At 70.5% G+C, this 25,694-nt stretch carries 25 protein-coding genes; 14 read left to right on the top strand and 11 right to left on the bottom strand.

The features are described 5' to 3' along the window. Window positions 1-30 precede the first annotated feature (30 nt). Complete coding sequence (locus tag BLU81_RS43190) at window positions 31-315, top strand: hypothetical protein (RefSeq protein WP_231953807.1); 285 nt, start codon at window positions 31-33, stop codon at window positions 313-315. 129 nt (window positions 316-444) lie between these two features. Further along, window positions 445-801 carry a DUF6401 family natural product biosynthesis protein gene (locus BLU81_RS43185; protein WP_092554963.1) on the top strand — a complete coding sequence of 119 codons (357 nt, stop codon included), beginning with the start codon at window positions 445-447 and terminating at the stop codon, window positions 799-801. Window positions 802-891: 90 nt separating this feature from the next. Here BLU81_RS43185 and BLU81_RS51195 read toward each other — a convergent pair whose 3' ends face one another. Together BLU81_RS51195 and BLU81_RS43175 are read right to left on the bottom strand one after the other, a co-directional pair. Continuing rightward, window positions 892-2,064 (bottom strand): mechanosensitive ion channel family protein, encoded by a 1,173-nt coding sequence (locus BLU81_RS51195; protein WP_231953806.1) that lies wholly within the window; start codon window positions 2,062-2,064, stop codon window positions 892-894. Window positions 2,065-2,167: 103 nt separating this feature from the next. Then, the gene (locus BLU81_RS43175) at window positions 2,168-3,178 is read right to left on the bottom strand and encodes a cellulose binding domain-containing protein (protein ID WP_092554961.1); all 1,011 of its coding nucleotides are present in this window, start codon (window positions 3,176-3,178) and stop codon (window positions 2,168-2,170) included. 187 nt (window positions 3,179-3,365) lie between these two features. Between BLU81_RS43175 and BLU81_RS43170 the strand changes: the two genes are divergently transcribed. The 5 genes from BLU81_RS43170 to BLU81_RS43150 all read left to right on the top strand — a co-directional run bounded on the left by BLU81_RS43170 (window position 3,366) and on the right by BLU81_RS43150 (window position 8,789). Continuing rightward, window positions 3,366-5,570, top strand: a complete 2,205-nt coding sequence (locus BLU81_RS43170) for an ATP-binding SpoIIE family protein phosphatase (RefSeq protein ID WP_092554959.1) — start codon at window positions 3,366-3,368, stop codon at window positions 5,568-5,570. Then, entirely contained in the window at window positions 5,567-6,826 is a 1,260-nt protein-coding gene (locus BLU81_RS43165; RefSeq protein WP_092554957.1) for a cation:proton antiporter, read from the top strand. Before BLU81_RS43170 ends, BLU81_RS43165 begins: the two co-directional genes overlap by 4 nt. 129 nt (window positions 6,827-6,955) lie before the next feature. Beyond that, entirely contained in the window at window positions 6,956-7,687 is a 732-nt protein-coding gene (locus tag BLU81_RS43160; protein WP_231953805.1) for a VOC family protein, read from the top strand. 249 nt (window positions 7,688-7,936) lie between these two features. Next, window positions 7,937-8,173, top strand: a complete 237-nt coding sequence (locus BLU81_RS43155) for a helix-turn-helix domain-containing protein (protein ID WP_092554955.1) — start codon at window positions 7,937-7,939, stop codon at window positions 8,171-8,173. Window position 8,174: 1 nt separating this feature from the next. After that, a complete protein-coding gene (locus BLU81_RS43150) occupies window positions 8,175-8,789 on the top strand; it encodes a Clp protease N-terminal domain-containing protein (RefSeq protein WP_092554953.1) in 615 nt (204 codons plus the stop codon). Between the two features lie 159 nt (window positions 8,790-8,948). On the opposite strand, the gene BLU81_RS43145 is transcribed toward BLU81_RS43150, so the two are convergent. Next, the gene (locus BLU81_RS43145) at window positions 8,949-9,413 is read right to left on the bottom strand and encodes a GNAT family N-acetyltransferase (protein WP_092554951.1); all 465 of its coding nucleotides are present in this window, start codon (window positions 9,411-9,413) and stop codon (window positions 8,949-8,951) included. A gap of 69 nt (window positions 9,414-9,482) precedes the next feature. Here BLU81_RS43145 and BLU81_RS43140 point away from each other — a divergent pair, with 69 nt between their 5' ends. The 6 genes from BLU81_RS43140 (at window position 9,483) to BLU81_RS43115 (ending at window position 15,884) form a co-directional block, all read left to right on the top strand. Beyond that, entirely contained in the window at window positions 9,483-9,923 is a 441-nt protein-coding gene (locus BLU81_RS43140; RefSeq protein WP_092554949.1) for a MarR family winged helix-turn-helix transcriptional regulator, read from the top strand. Between the two features lies 1 nt (window position 9,924). Beyond that, window positions 9,925-10,872 (top strand): pirin family protein, encoded by a 948-nt coding sequence (locus BLU81_RS43135; protein WP_092554947.1) that lies wholly within the window; start codon window positions 9,925-9,927, stop codon window positions 10,870-10,872. Window positions 10,873-10,896: 24 nt separating this feature from the next. Further along, a complete protein-coding gene (locus BLU81_RS43130) occupies window positions 10,897-12,093 on the top strand; it encodes an aminopeptidase (protein ID WP_092554945.1) in 1,197 nt (398 codons plus the stop codon). Between the two features lie 220 nt (window positions 12,094-12,313). After that, entirely contained in the window at window positions 12,314-13,897 is a 1,584-nt protein-coding gene (locus BLU81_RS43125; protein ID WP_092554943.1) for a phospholipase D family protein, read from the top strand. A gap of 74 nt (window positions 13,898-13,971) precedes the next feature. Beyond that, window positions 13,972-15,246 (top strand): sensor histidine kinase, encoded by a 1,275-nt coding sequence (locus BLU81_RS43120; protein ID WP_231953804.1) that lies wholly within the window; start codon window positions 13,972-13,974, stop codon window positions 15,244-15,246. Continuing rightward, window positions 15,243-15,884 (top strand): response regulator, encoded by a 642-nt coding sequence (locus tag BLU81_RS43115; RefSeq protein ID WP_092554941.1) that lies wholly within the window; start codon window positions 15,243-15,245, stop codon window positions 15,882-15,884. The genes BLU81_RS43120 and BLU81_RS43115 overlap by 4 nt, the downstream gene beginning before the upstream one ends. Before the next feature lie 25 nt (window positions 15,885-15,909). Here BLU81_RS43115 and BLU81_RS43110 read toward each other — a convergent pair whose 3' ends face one another. From BLU81_RS43110 to allB, 3 genes are all read right to left on the bottom strand, one after another. Beyond that, entirely contained in the window at window positions 15,910-17,148 is a 1,239-nt protein-coding gene (locus BLU81_RS43110) for a protein-L-isoaspartate O-methyltransferase family protein (RefSeq protein WP_092554939.1), read from the bottom strand. Window positions 17,149-17,339: 191 nt separating this feature from the next. Next, on the bottom strand, window positions 17,340-18,311 hold the full coding sequence (gene alc, locus BLU81_RS43105) for an allantoicase (protein WP_092554937.1): 972 nt from the start codon (window positions 18,309-18,311) through the stop codon (window positions 17,340-17,342). Next, window positions 18,311-19,627: an allantoinase AllB gene (gene allB, locus BLU81_RS43100; protein ID WP_092554935.1), complete on the bottom strand. Its 1,317-nt coding sequence runs from the start codon at window positions 19,625-19,627 to the stop codon at window positions 18,311-18,313. Before allB ends, alc begins: the two co-directional genes overlap by 1 nt. Window positions 19,628-19,754: 127 nt before the next feature. On the opposite strand from allB, the gene BLU81_RS43095 reads away from it, so the two are divergent. Beyond that, window positions 19,755-20,186 carry a glutaredoxin family protein gene (locus BLU81_RS43095; RefSeq protein ID WP_092554933.1) on the top strand — a complete coding sequence of 144 codons (432 nt, stop codon included), beginning with the start codon at window positions 19,755-19,757 and terminating at the stop codon, window positions 20,184-20,186. A gap of 19 nt (window positions 20,187-20,205) precedes the next feature. On the opposite strand, the gene BLU81_RS43090 is transcribed toward BLU81_RS43095, so the two are convergent. The 5 genes from BLU81_RS43090 to pucL form a co-directional block, all read right to left on the bottom strand. After that, entirely contained in the window at window positions 20,206-20,475 is a 270-nt protein-coding gene (locus tag BLU81_RS43090) for a hypothetical protein (RefSeq protein WP_231953803.1), read from the bottom strand. 138 nt (window positions 20,476-20,613) lie between these two features. Beyond that, window positions 20,614-21,750 (bottom strand): DUF6986 family protein, encoded by a 1,137-nt coding sequence (locus BLU81_RS43085; RefSeq protein WP_092554931.1) that lies wholly within the window; start codon window positions 21,748-21,750, stop codon window positions 20,614-20,616. Between the two features lie 101 nt (window positions 21,751-21,851). Beyond that, window positions 21,852-23,399 (bottom strand): malate synthase A, encoded by a 1,548-nt coding sequence (aceB, locus tag BLU81_RS43080; RefSeq protein WP_092554929.1) that lies wholly within the window; start codon window positions 23,397-23,399, stop codon window positions 21,852-21,854. Between the two features lie 89 nt (window positions 23,400-23,488). Then, window positions 23,489-24,847, bottom strand: coding sequence for an 8-oxoguanine deaminase (locus BLU81_RS43075; RefSeq protein WP_231953802.1), 1,359 nt, complete (start codon window positions 24,845-24,847; stop codon window positions 23,489-23,491). Then, window positions 24,838-25,689, bottom strand: coding sequence for a factor-independent urate hydroxylase (pucL, locus tag BLU81_RS43070; protein WP_231953801.1), 852 nt, complete (start codon window positions 25,687-25,689; stop codon window positions 24,838-24,840). The genes BLU81_RS43075 and pucL overlap by 10 nt, the downstream gene beginning before the upstream one ends. Between the last annotated feature and the right edge of the window lie 5 nt (window positions 25,690-25,694).

Below are 25,694 nucleotides of genomic sequence, written 5' to 3'. Positions count from 1 at the left end.
GCGAGGATGGAACGACTGAGACTCAAGTCGGTGGGCACCATCGGACAACTGAGAATCGGCCGAACGGGTGACGGCGAACCGGCCATATCGCGCCAGAATGGCCGGGTGCGATCTGTCGGTTTCCTCTCTGAGCGTCAGCGCCAACTCGCCTGGGTGGGCTTTCTGCTCGCCGCGTTCCAGGCACCACTGGCGGCAAAACTGGTCGAAGACGCGTCCTGGTTCTTCGCGGTCGTGGTAGCGATGCTGGTCGCGACGGTGATCATCGCCGACGACGCCCACCGGCGCAGACCCGAGCCGGTCGAATACTCGGAGTGACTCTCCTCTGTCGGCTGACGGCCGGGCCTCATGGCCCGGCCGTCCGTGTGTCCGGCGGGGATTCGAGTTCAACCAGGCTGCAACGCTAGGAGACCCGTCGGTCACCCGGCGCTACCTAACGTTCTCCTCATGAATGGTCTGTTCAGCAACGCCGCCGCCCGTGCCGCCCAGCGCTCCGCCAACGCCTCCCTGGTCGACCTGACCGCCGCCGTCGGCGTCACCGGTCTCGTCGCCGCCAGTGAGAACCCCGGCCTGATGTCGGTCATCGACCAGCACGCCGCCGGCGTCCGGGACAGCCTCAACGCCGACACCCGGCCGCTGAGCGCGATCCTGCTGGCCGCCTACGCCGAAGGGGTGCGCGACGCCGCCCTTCAGCACGGGTGGACCGCCCCCGACGGCCCCATCGACTGGAACGAGAACGACTGGGTCCTGCGCCGCCTGCTCGCCGTCTGCGTGCTGGCCCAGACCCTGCCGGCGACCCGCTGACCCTGCCTTCGCCGCCTAGCTGAATCAGACCCTCAGGGCCGGTACCGGATCATTCCGGTACCGGCCCGCTGTCATTGTCGTTCCGGGCGCTCATTGCTCTTTCGGGCGCTCGTAGACGACGGTGGTGTCGTCGCTCTCCGGGTGGCCGGTGAGGAACGTGGTCGGCTCCTCGTCGGCGTCACCGGGCAACCGGGTAGGCACCGTCGGGTCGTCGTCGCCGTCGCCGTCCGAGGAAGAAGCCGGGTCCGGGGGCGGGGGCGTCGGTGTCGGTCGCACCCCCGGAGTGAGGACCGCGGTCCCGAGTGGGCTGATCACCTGCGTCCGCTCGTCGTCCGGCTCCCGGGTCCGGCGTTCCTCCTCGGCCCATCGCTTCTCCCAGTCCTGAGCCACGGTGACGTCATCCGCACCCGCCGACTTCGCCGCGGCCGGTGAAGGCTCCGCGCCCGGTGAAGGCGGTGAAGTCGGCGCGGCCGGCGGCATCGGCACGGTCAACCGCCCACCAGGAGGCTCGGGCGAATCCGGGCCGCCGGGATCCGGCGCCGGGGCTGGGACTGGGTCCGGCGGGGTGGATCGGTGGGCGCGGGCCTGCTCCCGAATCACCGCCGACTCGGCGGCGGCCCGGTCGAGCCACCCCTCCCAGCGCTGCTGCATCGGCCGGACCAGGCCACCGCCGACCCCGACGACGATCACCCCGGCGACGGTGGCGAGGACCGCGATCAGGAGCGGCCGGGTGACCGAGGTGGCGATGCCGATCTGGTCCAGGCCGGCGATGACCCCGAGGGTGACGATGACCCCGGCGGCCGCTTTCGCGAGGACCCGGGCGTATTCGAGGGGCCCGAGCACGGCCAGGATCAGGTCGTGGGCGGCACCGGCGAGCGCCGCGGCGACGACCACGACCACGATCGCCACGAAGAGCCGCGGCAGCCAGGCGATCAGGACGTTGAGCAGGTCACTGGCCGGATTGGGACCCCACACCCCGAACGCGAGTTGCAGGCTGATCAGCAGCACCGCGAAGAAGGCGAGGCGGGCGCACACGTCGGTGGGATCGGGCACGCCGGGCCTGAACAGCCGCCCGGCCGGGCCGCGCTGCACGGCCCGGTCGAAACCGAGCCGCCGCAGGGTCCGGGCGGTGACGGTGCGGGCCAGGCGGGCCAGTAGGTAACCGGCGACGAGGATCGCGAGGAACGCGCCCACCGACGGCAACGACAGCACCACCGACCGCCACATGTCGCTCAGGCCGCGGCTCAGTCCGTCTCCGGTCATCCGTCCTCCAGCATCCGCAGGGTGACCCGGGGATTACAGTCTCGCCCACCCGCTGGTGTGACGGGCGGGAAAAGTGCGGCAGCGGAAAACGACGAAACGGTACCTACCCGCAGGAACTGCCGTCGATGGTGCAGCCGCCGGGCTCCTCGGCCGGGACCGGGTCGACGGCGAACGAGAAGGCGACGAGACCAGCCGGCGGCACCCGGGCTCCGGACGGCCGGAAGGTCACACTGCTCCCGGACTGCACGACGACCACGTCGCCGCTGGTCACGGTCACGGTCTCGCCGCCGGGAACGGTGAGGCCGACGGTCCAGTCGGTGGCGTCGGCGTCCCCGGTGTTGGCGACCCGGACGGAACCGGCGCCGCTGTCGTACTCGTAGGAGGCGCTGAGCGCGGGGCTTCCGGCGGTGGGACCGACGGAGGTCCGGGACGGGCCGCGGGAGTTCCGGACGGCGGGCAGGGTGACGATCCGGCGGGGCCGGCTGCTCACCGACGGGGACGGCACCGGCGACGCGGAGGTGGCGGCGCCGGCCGACGGGGTGGACGACGGTTCGGTGTCGCCGGTGGCCACCGGTTCCACGCCGTCACCGGGGTCCGCCTCGGTGGTCCGGACGGCCACGGCGGTTCCGGTGGCGACCGGGGTGCCCGGCTCACCGGCGCTGCCCCAGGCGACGGCCGTTCCGGCGCCGAGCAGGGCGACACCCACGACACCTGCGGCGATCCGCTCACGACGGGCCCGGAGAGCACGGCGCACGGTTCGCGCGGGCGGCACGGAGTGCTGGGGCACGGCGTCCCGGAAGGAATCAGGATCAAACGATTGCGGGTACGCCGGACGAGGCTCGTCGCCGATCGCGGCCATCGTCATGGTCTGCGCGGACTCGTTCCAGGCGGCGAGCGCGTCGTACCGGCGGTCCATCAGGTCCGGGCCGATCCGCTGCAGGGTCTCGCCGGGGCGACGGGCGGGAAGCTGTTCCGGCCCGTACTCCGCGTAGTCCTGCTTGTCGTTCGCCGACTGCCACGCAGTGCCGTCGCCCGGATCGTACGGGGTGGAACTCTCCCCCATTTTCTGCAGGTCTGCGGTGTCGGGGCGCACACCGCGCGGTGGTTCGGTCACGCCGCGACTATAGGTGAACGACCGTTCCAGCCCAAGATCAGATACGTCTCATTTGCTCACGCAGGGTGATTCGGAGCGCTAGACATACTGGCACCCTCTTGTACAGCGATACCGGAGAATGGTCAGCAACCGGACGGTCGGCCGGTGGGCCATCGTACAAACGGCCCACACGGGATAGGCTTTCCGCATGGTCGGCACGGCGGGTTTCGGGGCAGCTGCGTTCGGGGCGCCTGGATCCGGGGCGGCCGGGTTCGGCGCGGACAGCCGCCCGCCGGGCCCGTTCACCACGCTGCCCGTGCAGATGTCCGGGGCGCAGCACACCGGGGCCGGCTGCGCGGCGCTGGTGCACGCCTTCGACTGGTCGGCCACCTCGCTCGGCCCGATCACCCGGTGGGATCCGGCGGTCCGGGCCGCGGTCGAGCTGGTGCTCGCCTCCCCGGTGCCGATGCTGCTCACCGTCGGCGACGACTTCCTGATCATCTACAACGACGCCTATGCCGAAGTCCTCGACGCGCTGCACCCGTCGGCGCTGGGCCGGCCGGCCCAGCGGGCGTTCGGTGCCGCGTGGGACCAGCCGGGCCTGGGTGACGTGATCCAGCAGGTGCACCGCAGCAGCCGGGCGATCCTGGAGCCGGAGAGCCAGGTGCAGTTCGCGCCCGGCCACACCGAGCCTGCCTTCTACACCCGCGGCCACTCGGTGATCCGCACGGCGCGGGGCGAGGTGGCCGGGGTTCTGACGGTGGCCGCCGAGACCACCCACGTGATCCACCGGCTGCAGAGCCTCGGTGAGCTGACCGCGCGACTGGCCGGCGCCCTCACCATCGACGACGTCACCCGAGTGGTCCTGGCGTACGCGATGGCGTCCTTCGATCTGGATCACTGTGTCCTCGCCGTCGACGACGGCCTGACCTATCGCTATGTCCGCCGGATCCGGGGCGAGATGCTCGACGAGGCCGACGAGCGGCTGCCACCGGTGTGGCGCCGGATCGGCGCGGACCGGGCGGCGCCCGCGGTGGCGGCGGCCGAGACCGGTGTGGCGACGTTCGTCTCCGACGGGGAGCCGTTGCGGGAGGTGGCCAGCGACCGGCACGAGACCCGGGTCCGGGCCCTGGCCGCGCTGCCGCTGCGCACACCGTCGGTGCGGGGCGCGCTGACCGTCGGTTTCCGGCGGGCGCACGTCTGGCTGCCGGCCGAGCGGGCACTGCTGCAGGCGGCGGCCGAGCTGGTCGCGCAGGCCGCCGAGCGGGCCCGGCAGTTCGAGGCCCAGCACGGGACGGCGCAGTTGCTGCAGCGCAGCATGCTGCCCGAGCACCTGCCGGAGCTGGACACGTTCCGCATCGCCGCGCGGTACGACGTGGGCGTCGACGGCAACGCGGCCGGTGGTGACTTCTACGACGCGTTCCATCTGGCCGACGGCCGGCTGGCGATGGTGCTCGGCGACGTGGCCGGGCACGACGTGCGGGCCGCCGCGGTGATGGGGCAGGTCCGGGCCGCGCTACGGGCGATGGCACTGACCGACCCGGCGCCGCCGAGCGTGCTGGCCGGGCTGGACCGGCTGGTCGGCTCGCTGGGCGCCGAGTCTCGCAACGAGGAGATCTTCGTGACCGTCGTCTACGGGGTTCTGGACCCGTCGGACGGTACGGTCACCATGGCCAGTGCCGGGCATCCGCCACCGGTGTTGCGCCGAGCCGGGCACGGCGGCGAGCCGGCCACCGCCGAGCTGGTGAAAGTGCCGCCCGGCGCCCCGCTGGGGCTGGGTGGGCGCTGGCAGACCGGCACGGTGCGGCTGGAGCGCGGCGACACCATCCTGATGTTCAGTGACGGTGTGGTGGAGCGCCGTGGCCACGGCCTCAACGAAGGGCTGGACGCGCTGGTGTCGGCCGCTGCCGCGTCGTCGAGCGGCGACCCGCGCAACATGTGCTCGCTGGCCACCGCCGCGGTCGAGGGCACCACCGACGACGACGTGGCGGTCCTCGCGGTGGAGCACGCCATGGCGATGAGCCGGTCGGCGACGATGCAGGTGGCGGCGGAGCCGACCGGGCCGAGCCGGGTGCGGCAGTGGATGACCGCCCGGCTGCGCGAGTGGAGTGTGCCGGACCCGGTGATCGGCTCGGCGATCCTGTGCACCAGTGAGCTGACCACCAACGCGCTGCTGCACGCGGGCACCCCGGCCCAGGTGCACATCGACCTCAACGCGGAGCGCCTGCTGGTGTCGGTCGCGGACACCGGCACCCGCGGCAGTGTGATCCGGGCACGTGCCGACACCCTGGCCAGCCGGGGCCGTGGCCTGGGCCTGATCGAGGACCTCAGCGACTCGTGGGGCACCGACCCGACGGTGCGCGGCTCGACCGTGTGGTTCGAGATGCTCTTGGCGGGTAAAGCGCCTGCATGATCCTGGCGGGCGTCACGGTGTCCGATGCGTTGTTCGCTCTCTTCGGTGTCGGGGCCCTGCTCGCCGGGATCCTGCCGCGGCTGCTGGAGCGGCGCCCGATGTCCATGCCGATGGCCTTCCTCGGACTCGGCATGATCATCTTCGGTTTGCCGCTGGGGCTGCCCGCGGCTGATCCGCTGGCCCATCCGGAGCTGACCGAGCACCTCACCGAGATCTGCGTGATCGTCGCCCTGATGGGCGCCGGGCTGAAGATCGACCGCCCGTTCAGCCGGCGCCGCTGGGCGTCGACCGGCCGGCTGCTGATGGTGGCGATGCCGGTGACGATCGCGGCGACCGCGCTGCTGGGCTGGTGGTGGGCCGGGCTGGTGCCGGCGTCGGCGCTGCTGCTGGGCGCGGCGATGGCCCCGACCGATCCGGTGCTGGCCTCCGACGTACAGGTCGGCGAGCCGACGGACGAGGAGGACTCCGAGGACGAGGTGCGGTTCGCGCTCACCTCCGAAGCCGGGCTGAACGACGGGCTGGCGTTCCCGTTCGTCTACGCGGCGATCGCGATCGCCGCGCACGGGCTCGCCCCCGCCGGCTGGTTCACCGACTGGGTACTGGTGGACGTCCTCTACAAGGGCCTGGCCGGGCTGGCCGGCGGTCTGCTGGTCGGGAAGCTGCTGGGCCGGCTGTTCTTCCGGGCCAAACGCGCCTCGTTGCGGCTGGCCCGGCACTCCGAGGGGTTCCTGGCCCTGGCGGCGACCTTCCTGGCGTACGGGCTGGTCGAGGTCATCGGCGGCTACGGTTTCGTCGCGGTGTTCGTGGCGGCGCGGATGATCCGGGGGGCTGAGCGCTCCCACGACTACCACCAGGTGCTGCACGATTTCGCCGAGCAGATCGAGCGGCTGCTGACCGTACTGCTGCTGCTTCTGCTGGGTGGCGCGGTCGTCGGCGGGTTGCTGGCGCCGCTCACCTGGCAGGCCGCTCTGGCCGGTCTCACACTGATCTTCCTGGTCCGTCCACTGTCCGCTTTCGCCGCTTTGCGCGGTGCCCCCGGACGCACGTCGGAACACTGGGTGATCGCGATCTTCGGTATCCGTGGCGTCGGCACGTTTTATTACTTAGCGTATGCAGTTACGCACGCCGATTTCCCGAACGCCGACCTCCTGTGGGCCACCGCGGCATTCGTCGTCGTCGTGTCCGTAGTGCTGCACGGAGTAGCGGCAACACCGGTCATGCGTTACCTGGATCACTCGACTGCTCACAAAGAGTAAGTTAATACTGCTCTAAACCGGACAATGAACCGGCTAGTGGTGACGAAGCGTTATCAGTGCCGTAGAGTACGAAGGTAACTGGGGATGTCCACCATGGAGCGGCTCATGCGGATCAGAGGCTATGCACCATTGACACCTTGCTGGGTCGAACTGGCGAGTGCGGATCCCGCACGCGCGGCACAGTTCTACGCAGAGTTGTTCGGCTGGGAGTCGGCGGGTGATCGGTTCAAGCTCGGCGGACGCGCCGTCGCCGGCCTCACCCGCAGTCAGTACGACCGTCCCGACGGGTGGCTCACCCACCTGAGCACACCCGACCTCGAAGAGACCCTCGAGCAGGTCGCCCTCTCCGGCGGGCACTGCCTGAGCCACCCGGCCGAGGCGCACGGCGGGCGGCGCGCGATCGTCGCCGACCCGAACGGGGCCATCATCGGCCTGTGGCAGGGGCACGACTTCGCCGGGGCGCAAGCCGGTGCCGAGCCCGGCACGATGTCCTGGCCGGAACTCATCACCGACGACGCGGACGCCGCGGCCCGCTTCTACGGCTCCGCGTTCGGCTGGCTGCTGCAGCACGAATTCGGCTCCGGCGAATGGCTCAACCACGCGCACGACGCCATCGCCGGTCTGGCACCCGGATACCGGGGCGCCTGGTGGCGTGCCGCTTTCCAGGTCGAGGACATCCAGGCCACCGCCGACCACTGCGAACGCATGGGCGGCGCGGTCATCCTGGAACCGTCCGAAGCCGGCCTGACCGCCCTCGCCGAACTGCGCGACCCGTTCGGCGCCCGCTTCACCATCGCCGCACCGGTGCACCACCCGGTCGAACTGACCGTCTCCCTGGGCAGCCTGCCCGCCTGGGACTGAACAAACCCACCCTCCCCACGTGGAAGAGGCCGGCCCTTCGGGACCGGTCTCTCCGCGTTTCCACCCCTCGTACGGACACCCCGGCAACCGCGTGCGGTGAGTCCGGGTTCGATACGCACCCCGACTCACCACGCACTGGCTACCCCGCAACTGCGTGGTGAATTCGGGTTCGAAACGCACCGCAACTCACCGCGGGCGGGTGCGTCAACTTTGGTTGACAATGTCGGGGTGTCAACGTACGTTGACGGCATGAGTGAAGCTACCGAGCTTGCCGCGGCTGCTGGCAGCACTGACCCCCGGGTCGGGCTGCGGGCGGTGGTGGCGTTGCGGCGTCTGCTCGAAGGGCTCGAGCAACTTCAGGTCGCCAACGCCCGGGCCAGAGGATGGTCCTGGCAGGAGATCGCCGACGCCCTCGACGTGACCCGACAGGGCGTGCACAAGAAGCATGCCCGCCTGATGCCGATGCCCGACCCGCGGAAGGACTGAGATGTTCGAACGATTCACCAAAGCCGCCCGCGACACCGTGATCGGTGCCCAGCAGCAGGCCGCCACACTGGGACAGCACACGATCGGCACCGAACACACCCTGCTGGCGCTGGTCGCCGGAGAGGACCCGACGATCCGCGCGGCTCTGCACAGCGCCGCCGGTGAGGTCGACGAACAGTTCGTCCGGGCGGCGATCATCCGGCACCTCGGCGGCGATACCCCGGCCCAGTCCATCGCCGACCGGGACGCCGAGGACGCCGAAGTACTCAAGTCCATCGGCATCGACCTGGAGGCGGTCCGGGCCGCCATCGAGGAGAACTTCGGGGCCGGAGCACTGCGGCTGCCGCGGCCGGCACCGAAGAAGAAGGGGATCTTCGGGCGGCTCTCCGCCGGATATCAACACCGGCCGTTCTCGGCTCGCAACAAGAAGGTGCTCGAGCTGTCGTTGCGGGAAGCGCTCCGGCTCAAACACAACTACATCGCGCCGGAACACATCATGCTCGGCATCCTGCGGGAGGGCCAAGGGCTGGCCATGCTGATCCTGACCGAGCGCGGCGTCGACTTCGACGTCGCCCGCGACCGCCTCACCCGGGCCCTCAACACACCGGCCGCCTGACCGGACCCTCGGCACACCGGCCGCCTGACCTGGCCATCGAGACGCCGGCCGCATGATCGGGCCATCGCATTCGGCCCGGCGGCCGCGAGTCGGCCGTGACCCGGCGCCCGCCTCGCGCGGTGGAGGCGGGGCTGTTGACGGGCGTACCGAAGAAGGGTTTTAAAGGCGCAGTCGCATCGCCGGGTCGGACGTGCGGACGAACCCCAGGGATGTGTAGAGGGGTTCGCCGCTCGGTGACGCCCGCAGGTCGACGATCGGGACGCCCTGGTCGCGGAACCATCGCAGGAGCGCCTCCATGCAGGCGCGGGAGTAACCGCGGCGGCGCATGTCGGGGTCCGTGGAGACGCTGAACACGTAGCCGACCCGGCCGCCGGGGTTGCCCGGGCCGCCGAGGCGTTCCTCGACCAGGCCCACTACGCAGGCGGCCAGGCCGGGGCCGTCGGGGCGGTCGGCCACGAAGGCGGCGAGGGTGGGTTCGGCGGCGCCGAGGCGGCGGGCCAGGGAGGCGCGGGCGGGTTCACGCCAGTCGTCGTCCCAGTTCTGAGCGCTGACCGTGCGAAGCATGGTGGCGCGCAGGCGGACCAGTTCGTCGGCGTCGGCGGGGGTGGCTTGGCGGATCTTCACATTCGTACCCTAATCGCCGCCTGGTTTTTCAGATTTGAAGTTTCAGATTTTAAGGAGTACGGTTCGGGCATGGCCGAACCGTTGACCGGGACCCAGCTCGCGCACTGGCGCACCTTCATCGAGAGCTCGTGGGCACTGCACACCCGCCTCGAGGACGAGCTGCGCGCGGCCACCGGCCTGAGCATGAACGACTACCACGTCATGGTCGCGCTCGCCGACGCGACCGGCCACCGGATCCGGATGGGTGAGCTGGCCAACCGGCTGGTGCTGTCGCCGAGCCGGATCACCTACCAGATCAACTCCATGATCAAGCGTGGCCTGGTGCGCAAGGAGAGCTGTTCCGAGGACGGGCGCGGCCAGCAGGCCGTGCTCACCGACCTCGGTGTGCAGACCCTGCGCGACGCCGCCCCCGCCCACCTGGACACCGTCCACAAAGCCTTCATCGATCGCCTCGACGACGAGGAACTGGCCGTGATCGGCCGCGTCTTCGCCAAAATCAGGAGCGTGTGACATGCCTGCCATCACCGTCGACGACGTCCTCGTTCTGCCCCGTCTGCCGGAGCACGACCCGGCGACCGAGGTCCGGCCGGTTCGCCGGCTGACCACCGCACCCAAGGGTTTCGAGGGTGAGGGCTTCCCGGTCCGGCGGGCCTTCGCGGGCGTGCCGTTGACCGAGCTGGACCCGTTCATCCACCTGGACCAGATGGGCGAGGTGGACTACGCGCCGGGTGAGCCGAAGGGCACTCCGTGGCATCCGCACCGGGGGTTCGAGACGGTCACCTACATGATCGACGGGATCATGGACCACCAGGACTCGCTGGGCAGCGGCGGTTCGATCGCCAACAGTGACACCCAGTGGATGACGGCCGGATCCGGGATTCTGCACATCGAGACGCCGCCGGAGCACCTGGTGATGAGCGGCGGCCTGTTCCACGGGCTGCAGCTGTGGGTGAACCTGCCGCGGGCCTCGAAGATGATCGACCCGAAATATCAGGACATCCGCGGGTCGAAAGCCGCACTGCTCACCACCCCGGACGGTGGCGCCCTGATCCGGGTCATCGCCGGTGAGGTCGCCGGGCACAGTGGACCGGGGAGCACGTTCACCCCGATCAACCTCGCCCACGTGACCATGCAGCCGGGGTCACGGCTCGACCTGCCGTGGCAGCCGGACTACAACGCCCTGGTCTACGCGCTGAGCGGCGAGGGCTGGGTCGGCGCCGATCTGCGGCCGTTCCACCTGGGGCAGCTCGCCACGCACGGGCCGGGCGACACGATCCGGGTCGAGGCGAAGACCGAGCTGGACCTGTTCATCATGGGCGGGAAGCCGATCCGGGAGCCGATCGCGCACTACGGCCCGTTCGTGATGAACACCCAGGCCGAGCTGAAGCAGGCGTTCGAGGACTTCCAGAAGGGCCGGCTCGGCGTGATTCCGGCCGGGCGGGTGCCCCACACCGATTGACCGTTGATGGCTACGCTGGGCGGTATGGACCGGATCCAGCGATTCGCTGATGTCGTGGTCCGGGCTGGCGTCAACGTCCAGCCCGGGCAGGGAGTCATTCTGCGCACGGACACCGCGCACCTGGAGATCGCCCGCGCGGTCGTCGAGGCGGCCTATGCCGCTGGCGCCGGGTGGGTGGAGCCGATCTGGTCGGACGGGCCGATGCGCCGGTCCGCCGTCGAGCACTCCAGCCTGGAGTCGCTGACCAGCACCCGCGGCTGGGCGGTGCAGCGTTACCAGGAGTGGTCCGAGCAGGGGGTCGCCTCGATCGCCCTGCTCGGAGACCCGAACCCGCACATTCTGGACGGCACCGATCCGGCGAAGGCCGCGGCGAACCGGTCGGAGGAGTTGCGGGCCTGGCGTGAGGCGATGATGGGCCGGCTGCGGTGGACCGCGGTGGGCGCGCCGAACCCGGGCTGGGCCACGCAGGTCTTCGGCGAGCCGGACACCGAGCGGCTGTGGGAGGCGGTGGCCACGGCGATGCGGCTGGACGCCGAGGACCCGGCGGCGGCCTGGCGGGAGCGGGCGGCGACGCTGGCCGAGCGCGGTGCCGCGCTGGACGCGCTGGAGCTGACCTCGATCCGGTACGAGGGTTCCGGCACCGATCTCACCGTCGGCCTGATCCCCGGCTGCCTCTGGACCGGCGGCGGTCTCATCGACGAGGCCGGTATCGCGTACATGCCGAACATCCCCACCGAGGAGGTGTTCACCAGCCCGGACCGGTCGACTGCCGAGGGCACGCTCCGGGTGACGAAACCCCTGGTGCTGAACGGGCAGCTGGTCCTCGGTCTGCGGCTGGTCCTCGCCGCGGGGCGGATCGTGGAGGTGTCGGCGGACTCCGGGGTGGAGGCGGTGCGGGCGCAGCTGGAGTCCGACCCGGGTGCGCGTTACCTGGGTGAGGTCTCGCTGGTGGACCGCGACAGCCGGATCGCCCGGGCGGGCATCGTCTTCCACAACACGCTCTTCGACGAGAACGCCGGCTGTCACGTGGCCTGGGGTTCGAGTTTCCCGTTCGCGGTTCCCGGTGGGCTGGCCAAGTCCCAGGACGAGCGGGCGGCGCTGGGGTTGAACGTGTCGACGGTGCACACCGACGTGGTGATCGGCGGCGAGGGCATCACGGTGACCGGGACCGGCCCCAAAGGCGTGACCGAGATCATCCGCGACGACGAGTGGGTGCTCTGACCGGAGATCAGGAGATCAGGAGCATCGCTCCGGCACCCATGAGCACAAGGAGCAGGACCGCGATGAGCAGGCCTTTCTCAGCCGATTCGGTCGGTGTGGTGGTCAGCGGCTCACTGCTCATGGGGTCATTCCTCCGCGGGTCTCGGGGGGCGCCGCTGCGGATGCGGGCAGCGGTCGGGAGGCTTACGGTGAGGGCATCGTCGACCTCGGAGGGGCTGCAGTGCCGTCGCACGATTGGCTATTGACCGCAGACGAACGCGGCAACCCGGACACCTCCATACCCATATGGAACACCGGAAACACGGTCGAGCCACTGATTCACGGGCAAAGTTACTTCGATCGGCTGGTGACCGAAATCGAGGCCCTGGAGTCCGGTGATCACCTGTTCTTCACCGACTGGCGGGGCGACCCGGACCAGCTGACCCGCGAGGGCGGGCCGACGGTCGCCGAGCTGTTCGCGGCCGCGGCGAAACGGGGTGTGGTCGTCAAGGGGCTGCTGTGGCGGTCCCATCTGGACAAGCTGGCATACAGCCAGGACGAGAACCGGAACCTCAGCGACGACATCGAGGCGGCCGGCGGTGAGGTGCTGCTGGATCAGCGGGTCCGCCGGGGCGGGTCGCATCATCAGAAGCTGGTGGTGCTGCGGCATCCGGATCATCCGGAGCGGGACGTCGCGTTCGCCGGCGGCATCGACCTGTGCCACAGCCGCCGGGACAACGCCGAGCATCACGGTGATCCGCAGGCGGTGTCGATGGCGTCGATGTACTCCGACCATCCGCCGTGGCACGACATCCAGCTCGCGCTGCGCGGGCCGGTCGTCGGCACCCTCGATCAGACGTTCCGGGAGCGCTGGTCCGACCGGGTCCCGCTCGACCAGGGCGGTCCGGTCGCCACCATCACCGACCGGCTGCGCGGCGAGGACCTGAGCCCCGATCCACTGCCGGAACAGCCGCCGGATCCGCCGGAGTGCGGCACCCACACCGTTCAGGTGCTGCGGACCTACCCGGCGATGCGCCCGCCGTACGGTTTCGCGAAACTCGGTGAGCGCAGTGTGGCCCGCGGCTACACGAAAGCGATCAAGCGGGCCCGGCGGCTGATCTACCTGGAGGACCAGTACCTGTGGTCGAAGGAGGTCGCGCAACTGTTCGCCGAGGCGATGCGGGAGAACCCGGACCTGCATCTGGTCGCCGTCGTGCCGCGGCATCCCGATGTCGACGGCGGGTTCGCGCTGCCCCCGAACCAGGTCGGCCGGGAACAGGCGATCGCGTTGTGCAAGGAGGCCGCCGCTGATCGGGTGCACATCTTCGACCTGGAGAACCACGCCGGGACGCCGATCTACGTGCACGCCAAGATGTGCGTGATCGACGACGTGTGGTGCAGCGTGGGCAGCGACAACTTCAACCGTCGCTCGTGGACGCACGACAGCGAGTTGTCCTGTGCGGTCCTCGACGAGACCCGCGACGAGCGCGCGCCCGCTGATCCGGCACGCCTGGGCGACGGTGCCCGGCGTTTCCCGCGCGAGCTGCGGTTGTCCCTTCTTCGCGAGCACCTTGATCGTACGCCGGGAGACGACCTCGACCTGCTCGAACCATCGACGGCGATCGAGGCTCTGACCAGTGCCGCCGAACGGCTGCGGGACTGGCGTGACGGTGGCCGGAAAGGTCCTCGCCCGCCGGGGCGGCTGATCCCGCACGAGACCACGCCGATGCCGTGGTACCAGCGGCTGTGGGCGCTTCCGGCGTACCGGCTGATCTACGATCCGGACGGGCGGCCGTGGCGGGAGCGCCGTTCCGGGACCTGGTAGGTATAGCTGGGCATACCTTGTCACGGGGTCTGGACGGCTGGGCCGGAGCGTGGCCCGCTGGCTACCTTGAGCTGGTGAACGACCACCTCGCTCCGGCTCTCAGAGACCGCCTTTACCTCCGTACGATCTGGCCGTGGCGGGCGATCGGCCATCTCTCGACCGTCCTGCTGTTCGCCGTACCGCTCGCTTTCGCCTTCTGGCTGACGCTGCTCCCGTGGCTGGTGGCCGGCCAGCGCGTGATCGAGGGAACCCCCGTCGGCCTCGTCATTCTCATCTTCATGGCACTCGGCGCCGGGCTCGTCGTCACGGTCGGGCCGGTGGTGGCTCTCCCGCTGGCCGCGATGGCGAGGCGCTGTCTGCGGCTGATCGACCGGCGTCCACTGGCCGCGCCGCGACACCCCGCCAACGCCCACCCGTGGACCATCCTCAACGCCGAGTCCACCTGGCGCGCGGTCCTCTACGGCGTCGTGCTCTCCCTGGCCACGCCCCCGGTGCTGGCGATCGTCGGCGGGCTGCTCGTGGCGGAGGTGACGCTGCTGTTCAGCCCCTGGATCGCCACGTGGAACCTGGGTGACCTGGTGATCGAGGGCGGGCTCCAGTCGGTCCCGTTCATGCTGCTCGGCGTCGTCCTGTTCCCGGCAGGGCTCTACCTGGCCGGCGGTCTCGCGGCCGCCCATGGTGCCCTGACCCGCAAACTGCTCGGCAACAACGGTGACGCGCTACGCGACCAACTCGGTGAGGTGGCGCAGTCCCGGGCCCGGCTGGCCGACGCGTTCGACGCCGAACGCCGCCGCATCGAACGGGACCTGCACGACGGCGCCCAGCATCGGCTCACCAGCCTGACCCTGCACCTGGGGATGGCCCGCCTCGACGTGCCGGCGGACTCGCCCGCCGCCGCACCACTGACCCAGGCCCACGATCAGGCCAAGGAACTGATGGTGGTGCTGCGGGACCTGGTGCACGGCATCCGCCCGCAGACCCTCGGTGATCTCGGGCTGCCGGCCGCGCTGTGGGAACTGGCCGCGAGTTCGCCGGTGCCGGTGGCGGTGGACGCGGCCGAACTCCTCGACCGGCTGCCCGAACGAATCGAGACGACCGCCTACTTCGTGGCCGCCGAGGCACTCACCAACGTCGCCAAACACGCACACGCCACCTCGGTACAGGTCCGGCTGACCCGCTCCGGCGCCGACGGGATCGTGCTGGAGATCCAGGACGACGGCCGGGGTGGCGCCGATCCGGCTCGCGGCACCGGACTGACCGGGCTGGCCGACCGGGTCGCCGCCGTCGACGGGAAACTGCTGCTGGCCAGCCCCGCCGGAGGTCCCACCCTGCTGCGGGTCGAGCTGTGACCCGGGTAGTGCTCGCCGAGGACGGCGTCCTGCTCCGGGAGGGGATCGCCGGGGTGCTGGTGCGGTTCGGGTTCGAGGTGGTCGCCGCCGTCGGGGACGCCGCCGAGCTGATGATCGCGGTGAGTCGGCACTCCCCCGACCTGGTGATCACCGACATCAAGATGCCACCGTCCTTTCAAGACGAAGGACTGCGAGCTGCGGTACGTCTCCGTAGCGACCACCCCGGGCTGCCGATCGTCGTGCTCAGTCAGTACGTGCAGCAGGAGTACGCCGCCGACCTGATCGGCACCGGCGGCGCGGTCGGGTACCTGCTCAAGGACCGGGTCGCCGACATCACCGAGTTCGTGGCGGCACTGCGCACCGTCGTCGGCGGCGGCACCGTCATCGACCCCGACGTGGTGCGCCGCCTGATCAGCCGGCCGCAGGATCCCCTCGCCGGGCTCTCCGGCCGGGAACGGGAAGTCCTGTCGCTGATCGCGGAGGGGCGCTCCAACTCGTCCATCGCGGCGGCCCTGTTCATCAGCGAACCGGCCGTCGGCAAACACGTCGGCAACATCCTGGCCAAACTGGGTCTGCCCCCGACCGACGACACCAACCGCCGGGTCCTCGCCGTCCTCACCTACCTGCGGGCCCGCTGATCAACCCCATCTGCGGGATCGCAGGTCACTGCGCCAGTTCGTCCCGGTCGTCTTTCGGTGGTGCCGCGCCTTCCGGCATCGTGTCACTTCTCGGCATCGCCTCGTTTTCCGGCATGGTCTCGTCTTCCGTCTCGTCTTCCGACGGCGGCGGCTCGGTCAGGCCGGGTGCTCGGGGTGGCAGCGGGTCCAAGTCCCAGGACGACGGGGCCCAGATCGGGGCGTCCGGGTCACCGGCCAGGGACAGGCCGACCCGCCAGGCGGCCATCGGCGGCCGGTTCAGAGCCCACCACCGGTCGGCCAGCGCCGAGCCGACCGCCGAGTAACGGTCCGCCGACCCGCCGGAGGCCAGGATCGCCCCGTCGGCCAGCACCACCGCCCCGGCGGCACCGGTGTCGTCGAGGATCGCCAGATAACTCGACTCACGGCCGGCGATCGAGGCGTGGCTGCTGCGGGGATGCCAGGCACCGGCGGCGTACCACAGATCGCGGTAGGCGCGAGCGTCCAACGGCGGCCGCCACCGAGGCGGAGCCGTCTGGGTGAGGCCCTCCAGTGCGGCCGCGGCCGGCGGATGACTGCGGCGATGACGGGCGGTCAGCGGGCCGGCGGCGGTCATGAACCCGGCGGCGCAGACCACCCGGGCCGAGAGCAGGCCGGGGCGGACGTCGAGAACCGGATGGGTGCCGGCGTGCTCGACCGGGACGATGATCCGGCCGCCCGGGTCGAGCCGGTCCAGCCAGTGCGGGGAGATCCCGGCGACACCCACGGTCACGATGATCCGATCGTAGTGCTCGGCCGGCCCACCGGTGTATCCGTCGGCCGTCTCCACCCGCACCCCCGCGATACCGGCCCTGGCCAGTGCGGACCTGGCCCGAGCCGCGACGTCGGGCTGAACGTCCATCGTGGTCACCGACGCACCGAGCGTGGCGAGCAGGGCCGCGTTGTAGCCGGTGCCCGCGCCGATCTCCAGGATCCGCATGCCGGGCCGCACCGCCAGCGCCTCGATCATGGCGGCCATCAGCGACGGCTGGCTGGAGGAACTGACCGGAACCTCACCGTCCATCTTCGTGACCAGGACGTCGTTGCTGTAGACGGCCGGAAGGTAGTCGCGGTCGGCGGGCACCACCCGGCGTCCGTCCCGCCGGTGGAACCCGTCCGGCACGAAGATCTCCCGGGGCACGGCGGCGAACGCCCCGGCCAGAGCCGGTGAGAGCTCGACACCGTCGGCCCGGATCAGATCCACGTAGCGCCGGCGGGCATCCTCCATGACTGCCACCGTACGGAAATCCAGCGTCGGCGCGATTAACCCTGCGGATATCTCGCGCCCTGTGCGGATCACCGGCTCTCCCGGCCCGTGGATCACGGGCTTCGCACGCCGCCCGGATCAGCGGCTTACCCGGCCCGGATCAGCGCCTCGCGCACGCGGCCCGGATCAACGCCTCGCGCACGCGGCCCGGATCAACGGCCCAGTCGCTCTCGCAGGAAGTCGCGGTCGGCTCGGCCGAGCAGGCGCAGCCGGGCCATGCCACCGTCCGGGAAGATGTCCAGGCGCACCTGAGTCACCTGCGGGGCCTTCGCCACGGCGAACCGGTGTGGGGTGTCCGGCCGCAGCGCCGTCTTCGTCAGCAGCGGGTAGGCGACACCGTCGGCGTCGAAGCCGGTGAGCGAGGCCCACCCGGGGGCGTTGCCTTTGAAGTGGCTGGTGTCCAGGTCGGCGAAGCGCAGCACCGCCGGGGCCGCCAGCCGCACCAGCACCCAGTCGTTGCTGTCGTCGCGGCGCCGGGACGTCTCCCAGCCGTCACCCATGTTGCGGGCCAGGCCGGGCATCAGCATCCGCTGCGGATGGCCGTAGAACATGTTGCTGCAGTCCACGACGGTGGCGCCGTACTCGGCGGCGGCCACGTCGAACACCTTCGGCAGCAGCTCCGGGTCGGGCACCGCCTCGCCGTGCACGCGCAGCCGGGCCACCCCGCCGTCCGGGAAGATGGTGAGCCGCACGTGGGTGAAGCGGCGGCGGTCCTCCACCGGGTACAGGTTGCGGCCATCGCCTTTCAGTGGGGACTTCGGCAGCACCTCGATCCAGTCGGCGGCGTCCAGCTCGGCCGGGCCGGGATAGCCGGGCAGATCGACAGCCTCGACCGCGGCGAACGGCGGGTAGTTGCCGGTGAAGAACGCGGTGTCGATGTCGACGCCGTGGATGACTCCGGGGGCACCGAGCCGCACCACCGCGAAATCGTGGCCGGGCTCCCGCCGCCGACGGGTCTCCCAGCCGTCGTACACCTGTCCCTTGTGGTCGAAGGTCTTCGGCGCGTGTCCCGGCGGATCCGGCAGGACCAGGTGATCGGCGGCGGCGAAGAACTCGTCGTTGAAGTGCACGACCCCGCCACCGAACGCCCGCGAAGCCAGATCGGGCAGCGCGCTGAAGTCCATCAGTTCTCCTTCGAGTTCCACAGAAACCGCCCGCCGGCGTCGTTGCCGGTCACCGTGTGCCCGCGCAGCCAGGTCTCGCGGACCACACCGCGCAACGTCCTTCCCGCGTACGGGGTGACCGGGTTCTTGTGGTGAAGGGCTTGCACGTCCACCACGAACTCCTCATCCGGTCCGAACGCCACCAGATCAGCGTCCGCACCGACCTCGATCCGGCCCTTGCCGCGCAGCCCCACCAGATCGGCAGGACGGCGTGCCATCCACTTCACCACGTCCGCGAGGGTATGTCCCCGGTCTCGGGCCGCGGTCCAGATCACCGGAAGTCCCAGTTGCACCGAGGCGATCCCGCCCCAGGCGGCCGCGAAATCGCCGGAGTCCTGTCGTTTCAGGTCGGGGGTGCAGGGCGAGTGGTCGCTCACCACGCAGGTGATCAGGCCGTCGGCGAGGGCTTCCCACAAACGGTCCGCGTTCTCGGTGTCCCGGATCGGTGGGCAGCACTTGAACTCGGTCGCGCCGTCCGGGATCAGGCCGGCGTCCAGCGTGAGGTAGTGCGGGCAGGTCTCGGCGGTCACCCGGACGCCGTCGGCTCTGGCCTGGGCGATCAACGGCAGGGCGGAGGCCGCGGACAGGTGCAGGATGTGCACCTTCTTTCCAGCGGTGCGCGCGACCGCGATCGCGGTGGCCACGGCGGCATGCTCGGCGTCCTGCGGGCGGGAGGCCAGGAAATCGGCGTACGCGGCCGAGCTCTGGTGATCGTGAAGGTGGTCGGGGTCCTCGGCATGCACCACGAACAGCGCGTCCACCGCGGCCATCGCCTCGGCGAGCTGGGCGGCGTCGACCGGCGGGAACTCCGGCACGCCCGAATCGGCGAGGAACGCCTTGAACCCGAACACCCCGGCAGCGTGCAACCCGGGCAGATCGGTGGCGTTGCCCGGGATCGCCCCGCCCCAGAAACCGACGTCGACGTGACATTGGCCGGTCGCGGCCGCCTGCTTGATCGCGAGCGCCTCGGTGTCCACCGTCGGCGGCAAGCTGTTCAGCGGCATGTCGATGATCGTGGTGACGCCGCCCGCCGCGGCCGCCCGGGTCGCCGAGGCGAACCCCTCCCACTCGGTCCGGCCGGGCTCGTTGACGTGCACATGCGTGTCCACCAGGCCCGGCAGCAGCGCGGTGTCGCCCAGATCGACATCCGCCCCGGCGGTCACCTCGGCGTCGTACGCCGACACCGCCGTGATCTTCTCGTTCTCGATGAGGATCGCCGCCGCCCGCTCGCCGTCCGGGAACACCACCCGCCGGGACCGCACCACCAGATCAACCATGTACCGACCCTATCGGCGGTTTGTTTCACAAAAGTGGATCGCCGCAGACCGCGGTCCTGTGCCAGCTTGTACCAGGTTGCCGGGCAGGTGTGCCGTTACCGCGGGTAGCGGAGTAGCGTGCCGCTCCATGTTGCGACGCTGGAGCCTCACTGGGCTCATCGCCACCTGTGGCGTGCTGATCGCCGTGGTCAAGACGACCGACGGGGCGCCCGGTACGGCGGCCCTGTTGCTGGCCGTCTTCCTGGGTGTCGCCTTCGTGCTGTCCCCGCGGGCGTTCCCCCGGCCCTCGGCCGGACCGCTGGGCACCGACGACCGGCCGGTCGTCTACTGGCGGCCCGGTTGTGTCTTCTGTCTGCGGTTGCGCGCCCGGCTCGGCGCCGACGCGGCCCGGCTGAATTGGGTCGACATCTGGCGCGATCCGGCGGCCGCGGCCACCGTCCGGGAGATCACCGGCGGGGACGAGATCGTGCCGACGGTGGTCATCGGCGGGCAGGCGCACGTCAATCCCGACCCGTCCTGGATCCGCGACCAGATCGTCCCGGCCGCACCTCAGGCCTGAACCAGCCCCGCGCCACGCCTCAGGCCTGAACCAGCCCAGCATCGGTCCAGCTCAGGAACCTGTCGAACATCTCCGCCGGTGGTCGCGGCGGCAACTCGATTATGGCGTGGTCCAGGTGGCCCCACATGTACATCGTCAGCATCACCCGGTCCGTGCCGGTCGCGAGTGACGCCTTCGCCGGGGCGCACGGCCACGGATCGCCGCACGCCCGGCACTCCCAGGACGGCCGTTCACAGGTGTGCTCGACGACATCCGTCACCGTCGCGTGCTTCCAGGGCCGGTTCCGCACGACATCCTCCAGTGTTGATGCGATGTCCCCTGTAGTACTCGCACCGTTCCCGGATGGTTCGACCCCCCGGTGTCGGGTTTCGGCGTCCGCTGCGCCCGCCCGCGGCCGCCCTCCGGCCGCCCCGCGCCCGGCCGCTTCTCAGCTCAGGGCAGTCAACTGCTCGCGGGGGAAACCGGCGTCGTCGAGGGCACCGCAGTCCAGACCGCGCAGCAGGTAACCGGCGAGAGCGCGGGCGGTGGCCGGTTCGTCGGCGATACCGCTGTCCTGCCGGTCCAGGTACCGGTGCAGGCGGGTGACGGCGGCGTCCCGGCCGTCCCGGAAGAACTCGTAGGTGGCCGCGTACCGGGTCGGCAGCTGCGCCGGGTGCAGGTCCCAGCCCTGGTAGTAGCCGTTCTCCAGGGATCGGCGGACCAGTCTGTGGTGCAGTTCCCACGCCGAGTGCACGTGGGCGGTGTCGCCGACCGGGAGGATGTTGGTGGACCCGTCGGACAGGCGCACCCCGGTCTGTGCGGCGGCGGCCTGCATCACCGCCTTGGCGTAGTCGGCGACCGGATGCTCCATCGACTGGTAGGCGGCGGCCACCCCGGCGGCCGCGCTGTAGTCGTACGTGCCGTAGTGCAACCCGGTGCACCGCCCGCCGGCCGCGGTGATCAGACGGGCGACGACGGCCGACCCGTCGGCGGCGAGCACCGCCGACGGCAGTTCGATCTGGATCTCGAAGGTGAGGGCGCCGGCACTCAGACCGTACGACCGCTCGATCTTCTCGCAGAGGGTGACCATGGCGCTGACTTGGTCCGGGCCGCTGACCTTGGGCAGGGTGATGTTGACCAGATCCTGGTAGGTGTCCAGGAACAGGTCGAGCGTGCGCAGCGAACGGCGGCGGGTCGGCGCTTCCAGGGACTTGATCCGGATGCCCAGGAACGGCGGTTTCGAGCCACCGGCGAGGATTCCGGCGGCTTTGCGGACGGCCGCGTCCTCCTCGGCGTCGTCACGGACGCCGTAACCGTCCTCGAAGTCCACACGCAGATCCTCGATCGGCTCGCGGGCCAGCTTGTCGCGGACCGTGGGGTCGGGCCACGGGAAGTCGTGCCGGTCCATGGCGGCCAGCGCGAAACCACCCCAGTCGCGGAAGTCGTCGAGCTTGTCGGCCGGGACGTAGACGGTGTGCACGGGCTGCCGGCCGGGACGGTCGCCCGGATAGCGGGCCTTGAGGAACGCGTCGTGCGCGGCGAGGCTCGCGTCGATGTCGTCGTAGTCCTGCTCACTCAGACGCATACGTGACCCTCTCGTCGATCCGGTGTATCGGTGGCCACCCCGGGGATGCCGGTGGGCGGCATCCCCGGGGCTACCCACGAGCGCTCGTTGCGCGCCCGTCTTCAGTCGATGGACTCGTAGGCGGCGCTGGTCAGGAAGTCCGCGAAGTCGTCGGCGAGAGCCACCCGCTCGAACAGCTTGCGCGCGTCGTCGTACCGCCCCGTCGTCCACGCCTCGTCACCGACCGCCTCGCGGATCCTGGTGAGTTCCTCGTCCAGGATCCGGCCGACCAGTTCGGCGGTGATCAGCGAACCGTCCTCGAGCTTCACCCCGTTGTGGATCCACTGCCAGACCTGGGACCGGGAGATCTCCGCGGTGGCGGCGTCCTCCATCAGGTTGTGGATGGCGACCGCCCCGTTGCCGCGCAGCCACGCCTCCAGGTACTGCAGGGCCACGTTGACGTTGTTCTGCAGCCCGGCCCGGGTGACCGCGCCACCGGTACCGGCCACGTCGAGCAGATCGGCGGCGTCGACCACCACCTCGGGCCGTTTCCGGGCGAGCTGGTTGGGCTTGTCGCCGAGCACCCGGTCGAAGATCTCCCGGCAGACCGGGACCAGGTCGGGGTGGGCCACCCAGGAGCCGTCGAAACCGTCGCCGGCCTCGCGTTCCTTGTCCTCGCGGACCTTGGTCAGGGCCACCTCGTTGACCGCCGGGTCCCGACGGCTCGGGATGAAGGCCGCCATGCCGCCCATCGCGAACGCGCCGCGTTTGTGGCAGGTGGAGACGAGCAGTTCGGAGTACGCCCGCATGAACGGTGCCGTCATCGTGACCGACGCGCGGTCCGGCAGGATCATCGCCGGGTTGTCCCGGAAGTACTTGATGATGCTGAACAGGTAGTCCCAGCGGCCGGCGTTGAGCCCGGAGATGTGCGGGCGCAGCGCGTGCAGGATCTCCTCCATCTCGAACGCGGCCGGAATGGTCTCGATCAGCACCGTGGCCCGGATGGTCCCGACCGGGATGCCCCTTTTTTCTTGGGCATAGGTGAAGACGTCGTTCCACAGTTCGGCTTCTTTGTGGGACTCCATCTTCGGCAGGTAGAAGTACGGGCCGCTCCCCCTGCTGATCAACTCGGAAGCGTTGTGGAAGAAATAGAGCCCGAAGTCGACCAGCGCGCCGACGGCCGGTTCGCCGTCCACCGGCAGGTGCCGCTCGTCGAGGTGCCAGCCGCGCGGGCGCACCACGATCGTCGGATACGGCCCGCCGTTCAGCTCGTACGTCTTCTTCTCGGTCTCCAGCGTGATCGTCCGCCGGATCGCGTCGTGCAGGTTCCGCTGGCCGTCGACGACGTTCGCCCAGTGCGGAGTGTTCGCGTCCTCCAGGTCGGCCAGCCACACCTTGGCGCCCGAGTTCAGCGCGTTGATCGTCATCTTCCGCTCGGTCGGCCCGGTGATCTCCACCCGCCGGTCCTGAAGGTCGGCCGGCGCGGGCGGGGCGGACCACTCGGCCGCCCGGACGTCAGCGGTCTCCGCCAGGAAGCCCAGCGTGGCACCGGCCGCGATCTCCGCACGGCGGGCGGCACGAGCCTGAAGGAGCTCGTTACGGCGAGGCCGGAAGCGCCGGTTCAGGTCGGCGACGAACGCGACCGCCTCGTCGGACAGGATCTCGGTCATCGTTGACGATTCCTCTCAGTGTGGTTACTCCCCCGTACCGTAATCGAGCATTATTCATGCTCCCCGGCTGCGGTCCACCATCGGCTTGTCTAGGAAATCTCCAGGAGACGACGATGCGCGGTACGAGCCGTCGCGGTCAACGTGTCCGCGTCGGCGTTGACCAGTTCGCCACGCTCGACGATCGGACGGCCGCCGACCAGAGCCAGATCGACCCGGGCCGGTGGGCCGAAGACCAGCGCCGCCACGTGATCGTCGATGCCGTCGTGACCGAGGCCGTCGAGACGCCACATCACCAGGTCGGCCAGCTTGCCGACCTCCAGCGAACCGATGTCGTCCTGCCGGCCGAGGCAGCGGGCCCCACCGATCGTGCCCAGCCGCAGCGACTCACGGGCGTTCATCGCCTTCGGGCCCCCGCGCAGACGCGCGGTGTAGAGCGCCTGCCGCAGCTCCGCACCGAGGTGCGAGACCTCCTGCGAGGCGGCTCCGTCGACACCCAGACCGACCGGCACCCCGTGGTCGAGCAGTTCCCGCACCCGCGCCGATCCGGCACCGAGACGGGCGTTCGAACTCGGGCAGTGCGCGACACCGGTGCCGGTCGCGCCGAGTCGCGCGATCGCCGAGTCGTCCAGGTGCACGCCGTGGGCCAGCCAGACGTCGTCACCGAGCCAGCCGACCCGCTCCGCGTACTCCACCGGCTTGCAACCGAACTGTCTGAGGCAGAACTCCTCCTCGTCGTCGGTCTCGGCGAGGTGGGTGTGCAGCCGCACGCCCTTGCGCCGGGCCAGTTCCGCCGACTCGGTCATCAGTCGCGTGGTCACCGAGAACGGCGAACACGGCGCGACCGCGATCTGCAACATCGACTCCGGCGACGGATCGTGCCAGCGGTCGATGGCCGCCTCGGTCGCCGCCAGGGCCTCGTCGGTGTCCTCGACCAGGTGATCCGGTGGCAGGCCGCCGTCCTTACGGCTCAGGTCCATCGAGCCCCGGGTCGGGTGGAACCGCACCCCGATCGCCCGCGCCGCCTCGATCTCAGCGGCCAGCACGTCGCCGCCGTCGCGGGGGAAGACGTAGTGGTGGTCCATCGACGTCGTGCAGCCGGACAGCGCCAGCCAGCCCAGCCCGGCACCGGCCGCCGCACCGACGATCCCGGCGTCCAGCCGGCCCCAGATCGGATAGAGCGTGGTGAGCCAGCCGAACAGGGTCTCGTCCAGGGCCAGCCCACGGGTCACCCACTGGTAGAGATGATGATGCGTGTTCACCAGACCCGGTGTGACCAGGCAACCTCTGCCGTCGATCCGCCGGACCTCGCCGATGACGCCGGTGGCCGCCCCGGCTCCGACCGCGGCGATCCGCCCGTCGTCGCCGACGAGCACGTGACCGGTGGTGAACTCGCGGCCCGCCTCGTCGACGGTGGCGATCGCGGCGTTCTCGATGAGGATCACAGCCACCACTCCGCCGTCGCCGCGGGCGCGCCGTCACGGGCCACAGTGCCTTCGATCAGCCCGTACGGCCGGTCGCCGGCGATGAAAACCTCGTTCGGATTGTCCAGCCCGAACGGTGACAGGTCGGCCAGGTAATGATGCTTGTTCGGCAGCGCCAGCCGCACCTCGGCCACCTCCGGCCGGCTCCCCAGCACGCCGGCGCCCATCGCGTAGAGGGTCTGCTGCAACGAGTAGCTGTACGTGCCGACGAATGCCTCGAGCAATGCCGCCAGCGACCCCTCGAACGACGCGGCCCAATCCGTGTCGTCCCCGGCGTGCCGCCAGCGGGCGTCCACAGCGGTGGCAAGGATCCGGTCGGTGGTCGGGGGCAGCGTCGTGTACCCGTCCTGGACGAAACCGTGGAACTCCGAGTCCGCCGAGTTCAGCAGCGTCAGGCCGGTGACTCCGGAGACCACCTGCGTGCCCGCCGCGGTCACCGAGACGACCGTCGTCCGGATGTGGTCGCCCCGCTTGCGGAACGAGTGCGGGCCCAGCCGGTCCCACGCGAACGACTCGATCGACACCTTCGCACCGTGCACCTGCGGCTGACTGCCGACGAAATGCCGGGCCAGCAGCAGAGCGAAGACCTCGGGCTCGCCGACGCCGTGCTCCTTGGCGAACGCGTACACCGTGTTCTTCATCGTGTCGGTCGGCAGCACCCCGGAGTTGTCGCCGACCAGGTGGGCGGCGGCCAGCTCGCCGGAGAGGGCGATGCTGACGTTGAAGTCCACCAGGCCATGCGTGTCACCGTCACGGTGCACCCGCACCAGACGGATCTCCGCCTTGCCGTAGCGGTTCGGTCCCAGCACGATCC

This window comes from Actinoplanes derwentensis (assembly GCF_900104725.1).
GTDB classification, from domain to species: domain Bacteria; phylum Actinomycetota; class Actinomycetes; order Mycobacteriales; family Micromonosporaceae; genus Actinoplanes; species Actinoplanes derwentensis.
This window is presented reverse-complemented; position numbering and strand designations above follow the sequence as displayed.